This is a genomic window from Streptomyces typhae (genome assembly GCF_009755605.1).
Lineage (GTDB): Bacteria > Actinomycetota > Actinomycetes > Streptomycetales > Streptomycetaceae > Streptomyces > Streptomyces typhae.
Genome location: NZ_WPNZ01000007.1, coordinates 62,902 through 78,150, shown reverse-complemented (window position 1 = coordinate 78,150; position 15,249 = coordinate 62,902). Strand labels below are relative to the sequence as shown.

Annotated in this window: 16 protein-coding genes; 10 read left to right on the top strand and 6 right to left on the bottom strand. The window is 71.5% G+C overall.

Going from position 1 to position 15,249, the window contains the following annotated elements; genetic code table 11:
• The first annotated feature begins 155 nt into the window (after positions 1 to 155).
• Positions 156 to 989, top strand: a complete 834-nt coding sequence (locus GPA10_RS14325) for a MurR/RpiR family transcriptional regulator (RefSeq protein WP_157165872.1) — start codon at positions 156 to 158, stop codon at positions 987 to 989.
• A 49-nt stretch (positions 990 to 1,038) separates the two neighbouring features.
• On the opposite strand, the gene GPA10_RS14320 is transcribed toward GPA10_RS14325, so the two are convergent.
• The 6 genes from GPA10_RS14320 to GPA10_RS14295 form a co-directional block, all read right to left on the bottom strand.
• Positions 1,039 to 1,413 carry a hypothetical protein gene (locus tag GPA10_RS14320; protein WP_157165871.1) on the bottom strand — a complete coding sequence of 125 codons (375 nt, stop codon included), beginning with the start codon at positions 1,411 to 1,413 and terminating at the stop codon, positions 1,039 to 1,041.
• Positions 1,414 to 1,484: 71 nt separating this feature from the next.
• On the bottom strand, positions 1,485 to 1,895 hold the full coding sequence (locus GPA10_RS14315; RefSeq protein WP_157165870.1) for a roadblock/LC7 domain-containing protein: 411 nt from the start codon (positions 1,893 to 1,895) through the stop codon (positions 1,485 to 1,487).
• A 100-nt stretch (positions 1,896 to 1,995) separates the two neighbouring features.
• On the bottom strand, positions 1,996 to 2,748 hold the full coding sequence (locus GPA10_RS14310) for a hypothetical protein (protein WP_058846396.1): 753 nt from the start codon (positions 2,746 to 2,748) through the stop codon (positions 1,996 to 1,998).
• A 53-nt stretch (positions 2,749 to 2,801) separates the two neighbouring features.
• Entirely contained in the window at positions 2,802 to 3,260 is a 459-nt protein-coding gene (locus GPA10_RS14305) for a hypothetical protein (RefSeq protein WP_343040826.1), read from the bottom strand.
• A 302-nt stretch (positions 3,261 to 3,562) separates the two neighbouring features.
• On the bottom strand, positions 3,563 to 4,984 hold the full coding sequence (locus GPA10_RS14300; protein WP_425505742.1) for an APC family permease: 1,422 nt from the start codon (positions 4,982 to 4,984) through the stop codon (positions 3,563 to 3,565).
• A gap of 93 nt (positions 4,985 to 5,077) precedes the next feature.
• Positions 5,078 to 6,457: a type III PLP-dependent enzyme domain-containing protein gene (locus GPA10_RS14295; RefSeq protein WP_157165869.1), complete on the bottom strand. Its 1,380-nt coding sequence runs from the start codon at positions 6,455 to 6,457 to the stop codon at positions 5,078 to 5,080.
• Between the two features lie 139 nt (positions 6,458 to 6,596).
• Between GPA10_RS14295 and hutU the strand changes: the two genes are divergently transcribed.
• The 9 genes from hutU to GPA10_RS14250 all read left to right on the top strand — a co-directional run bounded on the left by hutU (position 6,597) and on the right by GPA10_RS14250 (position 15,156).
• Positions 6,597 to 8,255, top strand: coding sequence for a urocanate hydratase (gene hutU / locus GPA10_RS14290; protein ID WP_157165868.1), 1,659 nt, complete (start codon positions 6,597 to 6,599; stop codon positions 8,253 to 8,255).
• 83 nt (positions 8,256 to 8,338) lie between these two features.
• Positions 8,339 to 9,541, top strand: coding sequence for an allantoate amidohydrolase (locus tag GPA10_RS14285; RefSeq protein WP_157165867.1), 1,203 nt, complete (start codon positions 8,339 to 8,341; stop codon positions 9,539 to 9,541).
• The gene (locus tag GPA10_RS14280; RefSeq protein ID WP_198351605.1) at positions 9,538 to 10,953 is read left to right on the top strand and encodes a formimidoylglutamate deiminase; all 1,416 of its coding nucleotides are present in this window, start codon (positions 9,538 to 9,540) and stop codon (positions 10,951 to 10,953) included. Before GPA10_RS14285 ends, GPA10_RS14280 begins: the two co-directional genes overlap by 4 nt.
• Before the next feature lie 261 nt (positions 10,954 to 11,214).
• Positions 11,215 to 12,393, top strand: a complete 1,179-nt coding sequence (gene hutI, locus GPA10_RS14275) for an imidazolonepropionase (protein WP_157165866.1) — start codon at positions 11,215 to 11,217, stop codon at positions 12,391 to 12,393.
• A gap of 129 nt (positions 12,394 to 12,522) precedes the next feature.
• Complete coding sequence (locus GPA10_RS14270) at positions 12,523 to 12,750, top strand: hypothetical protein (protein WP_058845976.1); 228 nt, start codon at positions 12,523 to 12,525, stop codon at positions 12,748 to 12,750.
• Positions 12,728 to 13,240: a DUF6879 family protein gene (locus GPA10_RS14265; protein ID WP_343040824.1), complete on the top strand. Its 513-nt coding sequence runs from the start codon at positions 12,728 to 12,730 to the stop codon at positions 13,238 to 13,240. Before GPA10_RS14270 ends, GPA10_RS14265 begins: the two co-directional genes overlap by 23 nt.
• 23 nt (positions 13,241 to 13,263) lie before the next feature.
• A complete protein-coding gene (locus tag GPA10_RS14260) occupies positions 13,264 to 14,112 on the top strand; it encodes a helix-turn-helix domain-containing protein (protein ID WP_157165865.1) in 849 nt (282 codons plus the stop codon).
• A 98-nt stretch (positions 14,113 to 14,210) separates the two neighbouring features.
• Positions 14,211 to 14,654 (top strand): glycine-rich domain-containing protein, encoded by a 444-nt coding sequence (locus tag GPA10_RS14255; protein ID WP_063803451.1) that lies wholly within the window; start codon positions 14,211 to 14,213, stop codon positions 14,652 to 14,654.
• 64 nt (positions 14,655 to 14,718) lie between these two features.
• Entirely contained in the window at positions 14,719 to 15,156 is a 438-nt protein-coding gene (locus GPA10_RS14250) for a hypothetical protein (protein WP_157165864.1), read from the top strand.
• Positions 15,157 to 15,249 lie beyond the last annotated feature (93 nt).

Here is a 15,249-nt window from a genome sequence, read left to right as displayed (position 1 = left end):
TACCGTGGGCGCGGACCTTGAGCGCGTCCCTTGCCGGGCTGTATATGCTCATGCAGAGTTCTCCTTGCATGAATAATTTGTCAATGCCTCGGCGTACATCTCTGGCGGCGGCACGAGGAGCCGTGAGGAGTCAAGAGGGTCATGAGGAGTGCGGCATGAGTGACAGTCCCGCGGCGCGGCTTCAGGTGCTCTTCGAGGGGCACCGGCTGACGCCGACCCAGCGGCGCATCGCGCACTGCATGGTGCGGCGGGCCGCCGACGCCCCCTTCCTCTCCAGCGTCGAGCTGGCCGAACTGGCCGGCGTCAGCCAGCCCTCCGTCACCCGCTTCGCGGTCGCGCTCGGCTTCGACGGCTATCCGGCGCTGCGCCGGCACCTGCGCGAGGTGACCCCCGCGGAGCCGGGCACCGAGGCCGATCTGAACGAGTACCAGCAGGCGGTCGAGGCGGAGATCGAGAACCTGCGGCACCTGGCGGAACTGCTCGCCGACCCCGGTCCTGTGGAGCGCGCGGGCCATCTGCTCGCCGCCTCCCGGCCGCTGCCCGTGCTCGGCCTGCGGGCCGCCGCGTCCCAGGCGTACGGCTTCTCGTACTTCGCCGCCAAGGTCCACCCCGACGTCCGCCTGCTCGACGAGGGCGGCACCATGCTGGCCGACCGGATCGACGCCGCGGTGCGGGCGGGCGCCACGGCCCTGCTCTGCTTCGCGCTGCCCCGCCATCCGCGCGAGGTCGTCGAGGCCCTGGAGTACGCCAGGGCGGCGGGGCTGACCGTGGTCACCGTCGCGGACTCCGCGTTCGCCCCGGTCGCCGCCCACTCCGATCTGCTGCTGCCCGCGGCGGTCGGCACCGGCCTCGCCTTCGACACGGCCTGCGCCCCCATGCTCCTCGGCCGCGTCCTCCTCGAAGCGCTGTGCGACGGCCTCCCGGACGCCCAGGCCCGCCTGGAGGAGTTCGACGTGGGGGCGGCGGAGCGCGGACTCTTCGTGGAGTGACCCCGGCCCCCGGGGGGAGCGCCCGGGGGCCGGGGAGCGGGGGGCCGGGTCACACGTCCAGGTTCGCCTCGATGCGGGCGAGCTGGTGGCGGGCCATGGCCAGGTTGGCGCGGCCCTTGTCGAGCGCCAGATAGAGGAAGAGGCCGTTGTTGTTGCGGCCCTTGATCAGCCGGATGAGGTGGTACTGGGAGCCGAGCGAGATCAGGATGTCCTCGATCTCGTCCTTCAGGCCCAGCATCTCCATCGTGCGCAGCTTGGCGCGGACGACGTCCGTGTTGCCCGCGGCGGCCACCGAGAGGTCCAGGTCCTTGCTGCCTCCGAGCGTGCCGAGGGCCATGCCGCTCGTGTAGTCGACCAGGGCGGCGCCGATGACACCTTCGATCGAGGTGCTCGCTTCCTTGAGCGCTGTCTCCGTGTTGGCCATGGTTGCTGCACTTCCTTTCCGTCTGCCGGCCGCCCGGGACACGGGCGACGAGGGTGTGGTGGGGGGCATGCTCAGAGGTCCTCCGTCCGTACGGTGGTGGCCACCCCCGTGGTGGCGGCGTCGACCAGCTCGCCGATGAGCACGCTGGAACGGCGGCCCTCCAGATGGAGGCGGCCCACGTTGACGCGGGGCTCGGCGAGCAGGGTGAGCACTGCCGTGGAACCGGCCGTGTACGTGGCCACATAGCCCTGTTCGCCGCGGATGAGCAGTTCCTTGAAGTCGCCCTGGTGGGTCGCGTCGGACAGCCGCAGGGCCACCCCGAGCGCCGCAGCGGTGAGCGCGCAGACGCCCTCCGGCTCGACGTCGGAGGCGTCCTGGGCCAGCACCAGACCGTCGACGCTCGCGGTCAGCGCGCCCCTGAGCTGGGGTATCCGGGTCCGCAGTCGTCTCAGTTCGCCGAGTACATCGGCTTCGGCAGCCATCAGCTGTGTCCTTCCGGAGCGCTTCCACAGAGCGGTGAACTTCATGGGATCGGGGGGCGGGTCCGACAGGCGGCGGGGGTCCGGCGGGCGGCGGTCGGCGTCACAGCGAGGCCTCCAGCGCGTCGCGCAACCGGCGCAGCAGGGCGATGTCCGGTTCCGCGCAGTCCGTCACGGCGGGTCCGGGCAGGGCGGCCGCCGGGGCCGCGGCCGGGGTCCGTGGCGTCCTCGGCGTCTCCACGAGCCCGGCCGCGGCCATGCGTCTGATCTCCACCAGGGTGTGGAAGGCGGGCCGGCCGAGCGCCCAGGCGATGGCCGTCGGCGTACGGATCCCGTCGGCGAGCCGCAGCAGCGCGCGCTGACGCCCGGTCACCGCCTGGTCGGCCGTCGGCGTCCGGGGCACCACCGGGGCGGCGTCCACGTCGGCGCAGGGCCAGACGCTGTCGAGGAGGGCTCTGCGCCGCCGGGTCTCGCGCTCCACGGCGGCCGCGGGCACCGGCCTGACCCGGCCGAACCAGTGCGTGACGCCGTAGCGGAAGTGCGCGGGCCCGCCCGCCGGGCCGAGGACGAAGAACGCGGCGTCGAACACCGCGCCGAGGTGGCACAGCTCCAGCTCGCCCGCGGCGAGCCGGCCGCTTCCCACCAGGTCCCGGCCCACCTCGTGGCGGGCCCCCGCCCGCGTCAGGGCCTCCTGCCAGCCGCACTCGGGCAGCGCGCCGCCGACCGTCAGGAGCACTTCGAGGCCGGGCGCGCACGGGCTCTCCGCGTGCACGACGCGGCCCTCGGCGAGATAGAGGACGCCCTGGTCGCGCAGGAACGCCCCGGTGGCCCGCTCGTCGGCGAGGCGCATCAGCATGGGTGAGGTGGCGGGCGCCGCGTACGGGGCCCGCGCGCTCGCCGATGCGGTCGTCACACGAGCACCAGCCGCTCGGACAGGTCCCGCAGCCGGATGCGGGCGAGAGCGAGATTGCCCGTGTGCCGGTCGAGCCAGAGGTACAGGAAGACGCTGCTGTCGAAGGTCGTCTCCACGAAGCGGATCACGTGGAATCCGTTGCGGGTGCTGAGCATGAGGTCCTCGACGGGGAGCCCCTCGCGGGCGGCGCCGTCCGTACCGTCCGCGGCGCCGAGGGAGCCGTACGACCCGTGGGACCCGCAGGCGTCGAAGGAGTCGTCCGCGTCGGCGAACGCCCGGTACTCGGCGGCGGCGCGGGCCACCTCCGCGGTCTCCGCGGCGGTCGCCTCGTGGTCCTTGTTCGGCGAGTCGCCGACCGCACCGAGGGCGAGCCCGCTGGTCCAGTCGACGATCGCTGCTCCGCGTGCACCGGGCAGTGTCATGGCCTCCAGCAGACACTCGTCGATACCGGGCACGCGGTTCCCCTTCCCCAGGGCGGAACGGGGTGGTCCCCACCACCCCACCGGGCGGTCCCCGCCGCCCGGTGGGAGGAAGTTACGCAGGAAAGCCGAGGCCCTGTGTCGAATGGGCATTTCCCAGGGGAACATGTCCTGGCTCGACAAGATCGGTGCGCTGGAGGCTTCGGGAACGGCTCATCACTGACCGTATGTATCGGGCATATGATCGAGGCGTCCCCCGAGTCGCCGGGGCCCCCGAGTCGCCGGGCGTTCCCCGAGTCGCCGTGGTGTCCCCGGAGTCGTCGAGGCGTCCCCGGGGCTCACTCCTCGCCGCGAGTCCGCAGGACCACCTTGTTCACCGCCCACAGGCCGATGCCGATCAGGACGAGCACACCCGCGCGGATGTAGACGTCCGCCGGGCGGTCGGCGAGGGGGCTGGCCAGGACGAGGGCGGTGACGGCGCCGAGGACCGGCAGGACGGTCGGGGTGCGGAAGTGGTGGTGGTCGACGGGGTCGCGGCGCAGGACCAGGACCGCGACGTTGACCACCGCGAACACACACAGGAGCAGGAACGCCGTGGTGTCGCCGAGGCCCTCGATCTCGCCGGTGGAGACCAGGCCGACGGCGAGCAGGGAGACGAAGACGATGCCGACGATCGGGGTGCGGCGGCGCGGCAGGACACGGGCCATCGCGCGCGGCAGGATGCGTTCGTTGGCCATGCCGTAGCAGAGGCGCGAGGCCATCATGATGTTGATGAGGGCCGAGTTGGTGACCGCGAACAGGGCGATGAGCGCGAAGAGCTTGTGCGGGAAGTCCACGCCGCCTGCCTTCACCACCTCCAGGAGCGGCCCGCTGAACCCGGCGAGGGTCTTGTGGTCGACGAGCAGGGAGGAGACCAGGGCCACCAGGACGTAGACGGTGCCGGTGACGGCGACCCCGATGAAGATCGCCTTGGGGAACGTGCGCGTCGGGTCCTTGGTCTCCTCGGCCATGTTGACCGAGTCCTCGAAGCCGACGAAGGCGAAGAAGCCGAGCGCCGTGGCCCCGAGCACCCCCGTCATCAGGGCGTAGCCGGAGCCGTCGGTCTCGAACTCGGTGAGCCGGGACGCCTCGCCGTCCCCGTTGAGGACCGCCCACGCGCCGATGGCGAGGATGATCACCAGGCCGGTGACCTCGACCAGTGTCAGGACGACGTTGGTCTTCACCGACTCCGAGACGCCGCGCAGGTTCAGCGCCGCGAGCACCAGGATGAACGCGATGGCGACCAGCGTCGGCGGCAGCGCGTCACCGGTCAGCTCGGCCAGGTAGTCCCCGCTGAAGGCGCGGGCCGCCGCGCTCGCCGACGAGAGCCCGGAGGCCATCACCATGAACGCGACGATGAAGGTGAGGAAGGGGACCTTGAACGCCTTCTGCGTGTAGAGGGCCGCGCCCGCCGCCCTCGGGTACTTGCCGACGAGTTCGACGTACGACGCGGCCGTCAGGATCGCCACGACGAACCCGATCGCGAACGGCAGCCACAGCGCGCCGCCGACCTTCCCCGCGACCTTGCCCGTGGTGGCGTAGATGCCGGTGCCGAGGATGTCGCCGATCACGAAGAGAATGAGGAGCTTCGGGCCGAGCACGCGCCGCAGGCCCGGATCCTCGGCGGCCGGTGGCGCGGTGGTTCCGCTCGGTCCGCGCGCTCCACCCGGACCGCTCGCGCCGTTCGGTCCGCTCGTGCCGCTCGTGCCTGACGTCGTCAAAGGAGCCTCCCCCGAGGATGACGGTGAGCCGCTTCCGGCTGGGGAGGACCTTCTGCCCGCCGCGGGCGCGGGTGAAGCGGGAGTTGAGCAATCTCAGAGCTCGTCCAGGACGTCCCGCACCCCGCCGCCCGCCTCCGCGACGACCTCCGCCACGCTCTGCGGCTCCCGCACCACCCCGAACCGCACCGCGCCGCCCGCCTCCCGCGGATCGGCCACGTAGCCGTGGATGCCGGGCCTGACCAGGCTGTTGTACGAGTAGTGGTGAGCGAAGTAGTAGGCGCCGGTGTCCAGGACGGCCACGTAGTCGCCCTGTTCGAGGGGTGGCAACTCCCGGTCCCTGGCGAGCAGGTCACCGGCGAAGCAGGCCGGGCCCGCGACGTCCTGGCGGGTGCCGGGGCCCGACTTGGGGCGCCCCTTGGCGTCGTACGCGGCGATCCTGAGCGGCCAGGACTCGGGCATGTACACCGTGCGCGTCGCCACCTGCACGCCCGCGTGCGTCAGCGCGATGCCCCGGCCGCCCGCCGTCTTCACGTACTCCACGCGGGCAAGGAGCATCCCGTGCTTGCCGAGCAGCGACCGGCCGAACTCGGTGACCAGGCCGTAGCGCCCGTCGAAGAGCCCGGGGACCTCGCGCCGCAGCAGCCGCGCGTAGTCGGCGTACGTCGGTGTCTGTTCGTCCGAGGAGAAGTTGAGGGGCAGCCCGCCGCCGATGTCGAGGGTGTCGACCTGCTGGCGGCCGGCGCGGGCGTTGATCTCCTCCGCGAGCGCGTACGTCGCCGCGACGCCGCTCGCCATCAGCTCCAGGGGCATGCCCTGCGAGCCGGAGTGGGTGTGCAGCCGGGTCAGCCACGGGCGGTCCACGTAGGCCCGTACGAGCCACTCCCGCGCGCCCTCGTCCCGCAGCGGCACCCCGAACTTGGAGGTGGCGGTCGCTGTCGAGAGCGCCTCGATGGTGCCGCCGCCGACCTGCGGGTTCACCCGGATCCCGAGGGGTGAGCGGGTGGGCGCCGAGCGCACCATGGCGTCGATGCGGTCGAGTTCCTGCGCGTTGTCGGCGTTGACGGCGATGCCGAGCGCGAGGGCCTCGCGCAGTTCGACCGGGGTCTTGGCGGGGGAGTCGAGGACGGTGCGGGACGGCGGTGTGCCCGCGGCGCGCGCGAGGGCCAGCTCACCCGGGCTCGCCACCTCGGCGCCGACCCCGGCGGAGCCGAGCAGCCGGAGCACCGGCACCAGCGGGGCGGCCTTCACCGCGAAGGCGTGCAGGACGGGGGTGCCGTCCGCGGTGACCTCGTCGAAGGCGGCGTGCAGCGCGGCGGCCGAGGCCCGTATCCCGGCCACGTCGAGCAGCCCGGCGAGCGGCAGGTCGGGGCCGACGAGGCCCTGCTCGACGGCGGCGCGGACCGCCTGGTCGCGGCGGGCGGCGGAGCCGGGGGAGTCGGCGGAGTCGGCGGAAGGAATCGTTTCAGGGCCCATGTGATCCAGACAATCACCCGCACGCGGCGACCGCTGCCACCCGACGCTATTGACTAGCTCTATTCATGGAAGCAGGATGTGAATAACAAGGTCACAGTGGCGAACTGCCACAGCAGGACAGCGTGCGAGGAGGCACCCCATGTCAGGACCCCGCCCCGTAAGGGCCCCGCGCGGCACCGAACTGAGCGCCCTGGGATGGCAGCAGGAAGCGGCCCTGCGCATGCTCCAGAACAACCTCGACCCGGAGGTCGCCGAGCACCCCGACAAACTCGTCGTCTACGGCGGCACGGGCAAGGCGGCCCGCGACTGGCGCTCCTTCGACGCGATGGTGCGCACCCTGAGGACGCTCAAGCAGGACGAGACGATGCTCGTCCAGTCCGGCCGCCCCGTGGGCGTCATGCAGACCCACGAGTGGGCGCCGCGCGTGCTCATCGCCAACTCCAACCTGGTCGGCGACTGGGCGAACTGGGAGGAGTTCCGCCGCCTGGAGGCGCTCGGCCTCACCATGTACGGCCAGATGACCGCGGGCTCCTGGATCTACATCGGCACCCAGGGCATCCTCCAGGGCACCTACGAGACCTTCGCGGCGGTGGCCGCGAAGAAGTTCGGCGGCACGCTGGCGGGCACGATCACCCTCACCGCCGGGCTCGGCGGCATGGGCGGCGCCCAGCCCCTCGCCGTGACGATGAACGACGGCGTCGCGATCTGTATCGACGTCGACCCGCGCGCCATCGAGCGCCGCATCGAGCACAAGTACCTGGACGTGCGGGCCGACTCCCTGGAGCACGCCCTCCAGCTCGCCGTCGAGGCCCGTGACGCCCGCCGCCCGCTCTCCATCGGCCTGCTCGGCAACGCCGCCGACCTCCTTCCGCGGATGCTCGCCGAGGGCGCCCCGATCGACATCGTGACGGACCAGACCTCCGCCCACGACCCGCTGGCGTATCTGCCGTCGGGCGTCGACTTCGACGACATGGCCGCGTACGCGGCCAAGGACCCGGCGGGCTTCACCACCCGCGCCCGCGAGTCCATGGCCACGCACGTCGAGGCCATGGTCGGCTTCATGGACGCGGGCGCCGAGGTCTTCGACTACGGCAACTCCATCCGCGGCGAGGCGCAACTGGCCGGATACGACCGGGCCTTCGCGTTCCCCGGCTTCGTCCCCGCCTACATCCGCCCCCTGTTCTGCGAGGGCAAGGGCCCCTTCCGCTGGGCGGCCCTGTCCGGTGAGGCCTCCGACATCCACAAGACGGACAAGGCGATCCTCGACCTCTTCCCGGAGAACGAGTCCCTGGCCCGCTGGATCAAGATGGCCGGGGAGCGCGTCCACTTCCAGGGCCTGCCCGCCCGCATCTGCTGGCTCGGCTACGGCGAGCGCGACCGCGCGGGCGAGCGCTTCAACGACATGGTGGCCTCCGGCGAGCTCCAGGCCCCCCTCGCCATCGGCCGCGACCACCTGGACTGCGGCTCCGTCGCCTCTCCGTACCGCGAGACCGAGGCCATGCTCGACGGCTCCGACGCGATCGCCGACTGGCCCCTGCTCAACGCCATGGTGAACGTCGCCTCGGGCGCCTCGTGGGTGTCCCTGCACCACGGCGGCGGCGTCGGCATGGGCCGCTCGATCCACGCGGGCCAGGTGTCGGTGGCCGACGGCACGAAGCTCGCGGGCGAGAAGGTGCGGCGCGTGCTCACGAACGACCCCGGGATGGGGGTCGTCCGGCACGTCGACGCCGGGTACGAGTCGGCGGACGCGGTCGCCGCCGAGCGGGGCGTGCGCGTCCCGATGCGGGAGGGCGAGTGAAGCGCCCCGACGGGACGCGGGGAACCGCGCGCCCGGCCACGGCGGCGCGGCAGTCGCCGACGCACCCTTCCTCCTTCACAAAGATGTGGCACGACCTGCGCCCCATCGGGCGGAACGCCGACACCGGCGGCTACCGCCGCTACGCCTGGACGGGCGCGGACGCCGACTGCCGGACCTGGTTCCAGGAGCAGGCGGAGGCCCGCGGCCTGACGTACGAGACGGACCGCAACGGCAACCAGTGGGCGTGGCTCGGCGACCCGGCCGCCGGGGACGCCGTCGTCACCGGCTCGCACCTGGACTCCGTACCCGACGGCGGCGCGTTCGACGGCCCCCTGGGCGTGGTGTCGTCGTTCGCGGCGCTCGACGAACTCCGCGCCAGGGGAGCGGAGTTCACCCGCCCCCTGGCCCTCACCAACTTCGGCGACGAGGAGGGCGCCCGCTTCGGCCTGGCCTGCGTGGGCTCCCGCCTCACCGCGGGCAGGCTGACCCGCGAGGCGGCGTACGAGCTGCGGGACGCGGACGGCGTCACCCTCCCGCAGGCCATGGAGCGGGCCGGGTACGACCCGGAGGCCATCGGCCCCGACCCCGAACGCCTCGCCCGCGTCGGCGCGTTCGTCGAACTGCACGTGGAACAGGGCCGGGCCCTCGACCTGTCCGGCGATCCGGTGGGCATCGCCAGCGCCATCTGGCCGCACGGCCGCTGGCGCTTCGACTTCCGCGGCGAGGCCAACCACGCGGGCACCACCCGTCTGGTGGACCGCAGGGACCCGATGCTGTCGTACGCCGAGACGGTGCTCGCCGCCCGCCGTGAGGCCGAACTCGCGGGCGCGCTCGCCACGTTCGGCAAGATCGCCGTCGAGCCGAACGGCGTCAACGCCATCCCGTCCCTGGTCCGCGGCTGGCTGGACTCCCGCGCGGCCGACCAGGACACCCTGGACACGGTGGTGACGGCGATCGAGAAGGCGGCCCGCGAGTACGCGGAGGCCCACGGCATCGACCTCGACGTCGTCCGGGAGTCCTTCACCCCGGTCGTCGAGTTCCAGCACGCGCTGCGCGACGAGATGGGCGAGATCCTGCGGGAGCGCACCGGCGGCACGCTCCCGGTGCTCGGCACGGGCGCGGGACACGACGCGGGTATTTTGTCCGAGTCGATCCCGACCGCCATGCTGTTCGTACGCAACCCCACAGGCGTCTCGCACTCGCCCGCCGAGCACGCGGACGAGGACGACTGCCTGGCCGGGGTGCGCGCACTGGCGGACGTACTGGAAGGTCTGGCGTGCCGATGACGCAGCAGCCGCAGCCGCAGCAGCCGAAGGAGCCGCAGCAGGCGCCGCTGGCGCGGCAACTGCCGAAGGCCACGTTCTGGCTGGAGCACGCCTGGCTGGACCCGACCGTCGAGCCCGGGGTGGCCCTGGACGTCGGCGCGGACGGCCGGATCGTCGCCGTCCGGAGGGGAGTCGAGTCCCCGCCCCCGGGCGCCACCGTCCTGCGCGGCCTGACCCTGCCGGGCCTCGCCAACGCCCACTCGCACGCCTTCCACCGGGCGCTGCGCTCCACCGTCCAGGTCGGCAGCGGCACGTTCTGGACGTGGCGGGAGGTCATGTACTCCATGGCCGACCGCCTCACCCCGGAGACGTACCACGCGCTCGCACGGGCGGTGTACGCGGAGATGGCGCTGGCCGGGATCACGGCAGTGGGAGAGTTCCACTACCTCCACCACGCGCCCGGCGGCACCCCCTACGCCGACCCGAACGCGATGGGCGAGGCGCTGATCGCCGCCGCGGCCGATGCGGGCATCCGCATTACGCTCCTCGACACGGCGTACGTGGCCGCGGGCCTCATCGACGCCTCGCGGGGCGTGGCCCCCAACCGCCACCAGCTCCGCTTCTCCGACGGCACGGCGGAGGCGTGGGCCGAGCGTGCCGCACTGCTGAAGGACCGTGACCACGCCCGCGTCGGCGCGGCGGTCCACTCCGTACGGGCCGTCCCCGCACGGCAGCTGCCGACCGTCGCCGAGTGGGCCGCCGTACGCGGCGCGCCGCTGCACGTCCACCTCTCCGAGCAGAAGGCGGAGAACGAGGCCTGCGTCGCCGCCCACGGCCGCACGCCCACCCGGCTCCTCGCCGACCACGGCGTCCTCGGCCCGCGCACGACCGCCGTGCACGCCACGCACCTCACCGACGAGGACATCGCCCTCATCGGCGGCTCCGGCACCGGCACCTGCATGTGCCCGACCACGGAACGGGACCTGGCCGACGGCATCGGCCCGGCCCCCGCCCTCCAGCGCGCGGGCAGCCCGCTCTCCCTGGGCAGCGACAGCCACGCCGTGATCGACCTCTTCGAAGAGGCCCGCGCCATGGAGCTCGACGAGCGCCTGCGGTCCCACACCCGGGGCCACTGGACGGCCGCTGCCCTCCTGCGCGCCGCCTCCCCCGACGGCCACGCCGCCCTCGGCTGGCCCGACGCCGGCACCCTCGAACCCGGCGCCCTCGCCGACTTCACCACCATCGCCCTCGACTCCGTCCGCACGGCGGGCGCGGTGCCCCGGCTCGGCGCGGAGGTGGCCGTCTTCGCCGCCTCGGCCGCGGATGTCCGGGACACCGTGGTCGGCGGCCGCCATGTCGTACGCGACGGGGCGCACGCGGTGATCGGGGATGTGGGGGCGGCGCTGGGGGAGGCGGTGGCGGCGTTGCGCTGACCTGCTGCTGCCCTCGCGGGGCGCCCCAGGCCCGCCCCTTCTCCGAAACTGGGGCTCCGCCCCAGACCCCGCTCCTCAAACGCCGGAGGGGCTGGAACTCACCGGCACGTGTTCAGCCCGTCCGGCGTTTGAGGACGAGGCGCGAAGCGCCGATACGGGGGTCCAGGGGGCGGAGCCCCCTGGTTTCGGGAAGGGGCGGGATTGGGGAGCCCCCGGCAAGGCCCCCGGCCCGCACCCCCACCCACCCCCCCGGACAGGACGATGACCACCACCACGACCGCCATCACGAACATCGCCACCCTGGTCACCAACGACCCCGCCCTCGGAGAGGGCCCCCTCGGCATCGTCGAGAACGCGGCCCTCGTCCTGGAGGGCGAGACAGTCGCCTGGGCGGGCCCGACGGCCAAGGCCCCGGCGGCGGACGAGACGTACGACGCGGCGGGCCGCGCGGCCGTCCCGGGCTTCGTGGACTCCCACAGCCACCTGCTCTTCGCGGGCGACCGCACGAAGGAGTTCAACGCCCGCATGGAGGGCCGCCCGTACGAGGCGGGAGGCATCCGCACCACGGTCGCGGCGACGCGCGCGGCGACGGACGCAGAACTCGAAGCGAATGTCACCCGCTACCTCAGGGAGGCCCTGCGCCAGGGCACCACCACCTTCGAGACGAAGTCGGGCTACGGCCTGACGACGCGGGACGAGGCCCGCGCCCTGCGCATCGCGGCCCGCCACACCGACGAGGTGACGTTCCTCGGCGCCCACATCGTGTCCCCGGACTTCGCCGACGACCCGGCGGCGTACGTGGACCTCGTCACCGGCGAGATGCTGGAGGCGTGCGCGCCGCACGCCCGCTGGGTGGACGTGTTCTGCGAGAAGGGGGCCTTCGACGGCGACCAGGCGCGGGCGATCCTGACGGCGGGCAAGGCGAAGGGCCTGCACCCCCGGGTGCACGCCAACCAGCTCTCGTACGGCCCCGGCGTCCAACTGGCCGTGGAACTGGACGCGGCGTCGGCCGACCACTGCACGCACCTCACCGACGCGGACGTCGACGCCCTCGCGAACAGCGACACGGTGGCAACGCTCCTCCCGGGCGCGGAGTTCTCCACCCGCGCCGAGTGGCCGGACGCCCGCCGCCTCCTGGACGCGGGCGCGACGGTGGCCCTGTCCACGGACTGCAACCCGGGCTCGTCCTTCACGTCCTCGGTCCCGTTCTGCATCGCCCTCGCCGTACGCGACATGGGCATGACCCCGGACGAAGCCCTCTGGTCGGCGACGGCGGGCGGCGCGGCGGCCCTGCGCCGCACGGACGTGGGCCGCCTCGGCCCTGGCGCCCGCGCGGACCTGGCCCTCCTGGACGCGCCGAGCCATGTGCATCTGGCGTACCGGCCGGGGGTGCCGCTGGTGTCGGAGGTGTGGCGCCGGGGTGTCCGCGTGAACCGGTGAGATACGAGGACCGCTCCCCGCGTGGTCGGGCGGACCTGCGGGCAAGTTTCGGCAAGTTCGATGTGCCGAAGGGGCGGACCGGTGCACGGTTGGGCACACAGATCGTCGGTTCTGACCGAGGAGGACACCATGGCCCTGCGCAAGCTCGGCAAGGATCCCGAGAGCCCCAGCGGGGGGTCTCCAACGATCTACCTCGACGACGTCAAGGACACCTACCTCGTCCAAGGACTGAAGGTCGGTGACGCGGAGCGTCTGTCCGTGATGGAGCTGCCCGACCACGAAACGGTCGTCGAGATCCCGCGGCGGATGGTGCGGTTCTTCCTGGAGGTGCAGCGTGGCGAAGACTCCGACGTTTGACGAGCTGTTCCAGCACAGCCAAGAGGCAGCAGTCCACTTGGAGACGCGTGACGGCTACATGCGATCGGACCCGGCGTTCATCGACTGGAGCGCGGGCAAGACCATCGAACCCGTCGAACGTTGGAGCGACTGGCTCAACACTGTGCAGGAGGCCACCGGCCGGGGCGTCGTCGTACGACGTGCGCGCATCGTCTCCGAACCGGTCTCGGACTACATCCGCTTCGAGCACTCGGTCACCGAGGGACTCAACATCGCGGCCGGGGAGGAAGTCGGCTGGCTGCCGCGACGGCAGGCGACCTCTCTGGCCCTGCCGGGCAACGATTTCTGGGTCTTCGACCGGCGGGTCGCGCTGATCAACCACTTCGACGGGGACGGCGACTCGTTGGAGCACGAGTACACCGAGGACACGCAGCTCGTGTCCTTCCTCGCGGCGGCCTTCGAGTCGGTGTGGGAGAAGACGGTGCCGCACAACCAGTACCGATTGGTGTGACCGGCAGGACAGGCTGATCCCCGATGTCTACGCCATCCTCCTCGGTTCAGGAGGCGCGTGTTGCGTTCGGACGGCGCCTGCGCGAGATCCGGAAGGACTCCGGACTCTCCGCGCGGGCGCTCGCCGTGCTTACGGGCTGGCACGAATCCAAGTGTTCGCGGCTCGAGAATGGTTCCAGGACTCCATCATTCGAAGACATCCGTGCCTACACGCGCCATTGCGGAGCAGCACAACTCGCTGAGGATCTGATCGCCACCGCACGTGGCATCGAAGGCATGTATGTCGAATGGCGTCGCATCGAACGCTCTGGGCTTCGACGGGTTCAGGAATCAGTGATCCCGATCTGGGAGCGCACTCTTCGGTACCGCATCTATTCCTCGTGGCTCGTCCCAGGTCCCCTGCAGACAGAGGCGTACATCAGAGCGCTGCTGTCCTCGATCCGTGACCGGCGGCGGCTCGTCGACGACGTGGACGAAGCCGTGCTCGTCCGAGTCGCCAAGCAGCACATCGTGTACGAGGGTAACCACCGTTTCTCGGTGATCCTGGAAGAGGCGGCGCTCAAGTACCGTATCGGTGGCTCCGAGACCATGTCCGGTCAGCTCCGGCATCTTCTCTCTGTCTCCACACTGCCGTCGGTCAGCCTCGGAATCATTCCGCTCGACGCCGACCGCTCCGCTCTGTGGCCCGTCGAGGGGTTCTTCCTCTTCGACGACGCACAGGCAAACGTCGAACTGGTCTCGGCGCACCTGACCGTCGTCCAGCCGCACGAGATCGCTCTGTACGCCGAGACGTTCGCCATGCTGGCGGGGATGGCTGTGTACGGTCCTGCCGCACATGCGCTCATCAGTAAGGCGACTGACGCGCTCGGGTGATCATTGGCAAGTTCCGGCACACTCGTTGAGCCCCGTGACGACGCGGCCCGATGCTCTACATGTCTCTCCCTCCGAATTCGCAGAAGAGAAGGAGCATCGTGACTTACGCTCTGAGGCACCCGGTCGGTACACGGCACGGGCGGGACCTTGTTCCGCAGGATCTGTTCCGGCGCTTGGTGGATTTTTGCGCCGATGAATACGGATACGAGCGAAGCATGGCGGACCGGATCATGGATCAGGGTCTGGCGTTCCTGTGGACCATGGGGACGACCCGCACGGAAGGCATTCTCGCTCCGTCCAAGGAAGTCGATCCCGCCTGGCACACCTTCATGCTGCACAGCGTCGAGTACACCGAATGGTGCCGTGTGAACTTCGGGCGCTTCCTGCATCACAGGCCCAACTCGAAGGTGCGCACTCGGGGCCTGATGGTCTCGGTCGTGGACCACATCGAAAAGGCTGGATTCGAGGTGGACCGGCGGCTGTGGCAGATGTCCGCCGCGTGCAACGAACCGACCTGCTGTGGCGACGGCCCTTGCTGCTAGCCGATCGCTCGACAGTGCCCCGGGCCCGCAGTTGCGGGCGCCGTCGGCTCCATAGGAGAGTCTCATGCCGGAAGCTGCCCACGGAGGGCAGGGACGAGTCGCAGTCTTCAGACTGTTCGGCCCTGCGTTCGGCTATGCGTCGAAGCTTGTAGAGAATCAGCAGATCGCCTACATCGGCCCGGTGACGCGGGGCGTCCCATGGCAAACCCTTTGGCAGATGGCGGATCGATGTTGCCGCTTGTCGGCACAGGACATCGAGAAAGCGCGTTGGATCGTGACTCAGGCAACACGTGCCGTCATCGTGGGGGCCGACCTCGTCGTGAAGATGCCTGACGAGAAGTGGCAGCTACAGGGTGGCGGCCGCCGAGCCGGCCTCGCCAGCTGGGCACATCATGACGTGCTGATCACGGGTGATATGGCTGTGCCCGCTCTCACGTCCGCGCAGCTCTCGGTCAAGCACACGCGCTATCCCCAGCACTGCGCGGGAACAATGCGTCGATGAGCGTGGGAAGGACCCGGCAGCGCGGCGGGGCCCCCAGAGGGTCTCCGCCGGTTCCTTCTGTTTCTCTGCAGTGAGCGACTGTCTGCTCGTCGC

Coding starts and splice junctions, on each gene's coding strand:
- GPA10_RS14285 (WP_157165867.1), top strand. CDS start 8,339: ATGTGGCACGACCTGCGCCCCATCGGGCGGAACGCCGACACCGGCGGC.
- GPA10_RS14270 (WP_058845976.1), top strand. CDS start 12,523: ATGGCCCTGCGCAAGCTCGGCAAGGATCCCGAGAGCCCCAGCGGGGGG.
- hutU (WP_157165868.1), top strand. CDS start 6,597: ATGTCAGGACCCCGCCCCGTAAGGGCCCCGCGCGGCACCGAACTGAGC.
- GPA10_RS14325 (WP_157165872.1), top strand. CDS start 156: ATGAGTGACAGTCCCGCGGCGCGGCTTCAGGTGCTCTTCGAGGGGCAC.
- GPA10_RS14315 (WP_157165870.1), bottom strand. CDS start 1,895: ATGGCTGCCGAAGCCGATGTACTCGGCGAACTGAGACGACTGCGGACC.
- GPA10_RS14310 (WP_058846396.1), bottom strand. CDS start 2,748: ATGCTGATGCGCCTCGCCGACGAGCGGGCCACCGGGGCGTTCCTGCGC.
- GPA10_RS14320 (WP_157165871.1), bottom strand. CDS start 1,413: ATGGCCAACACGGAGACAGCGCTCAAGGAAGCGAGCACCTCGATCGAA.
- GPA10_RS14260 (WP_157165865.1), top strand. CDS start 13,264: ATGTCTACGCCATCCTCCTCGGTTCAGGAGGCGCGTGTTGCGTTCGGA.
- GPA10_RS14295 (WP_157165869.1), bottom strand. CDS start 6,457: ATGGGCCCTGAAACGATTCCTTCCGCCGACTCCGCCGACTCCCCCGGC.
- GPA10_RS14280 (WP_198351605.1), top strand. CDS start 9,538: ATGACGCAGCAGCCGCAGCCGCAGCAGCCGAAGGAGCCGCAGCAGGCG.
- hutI (WP_157165866.1), top strand. CDS start 11,215: ATGACCACCACCACGACCGCCATCACGAACATCGCCACCCTGGTCACC.
- GPA10_RS14250 (WP_157165864.1), top strand. CDS start 14,719: ATGCCGGAAGCTGCCCACGGAGGGCAGGGACGAGTCGCAGTCTTCAGA.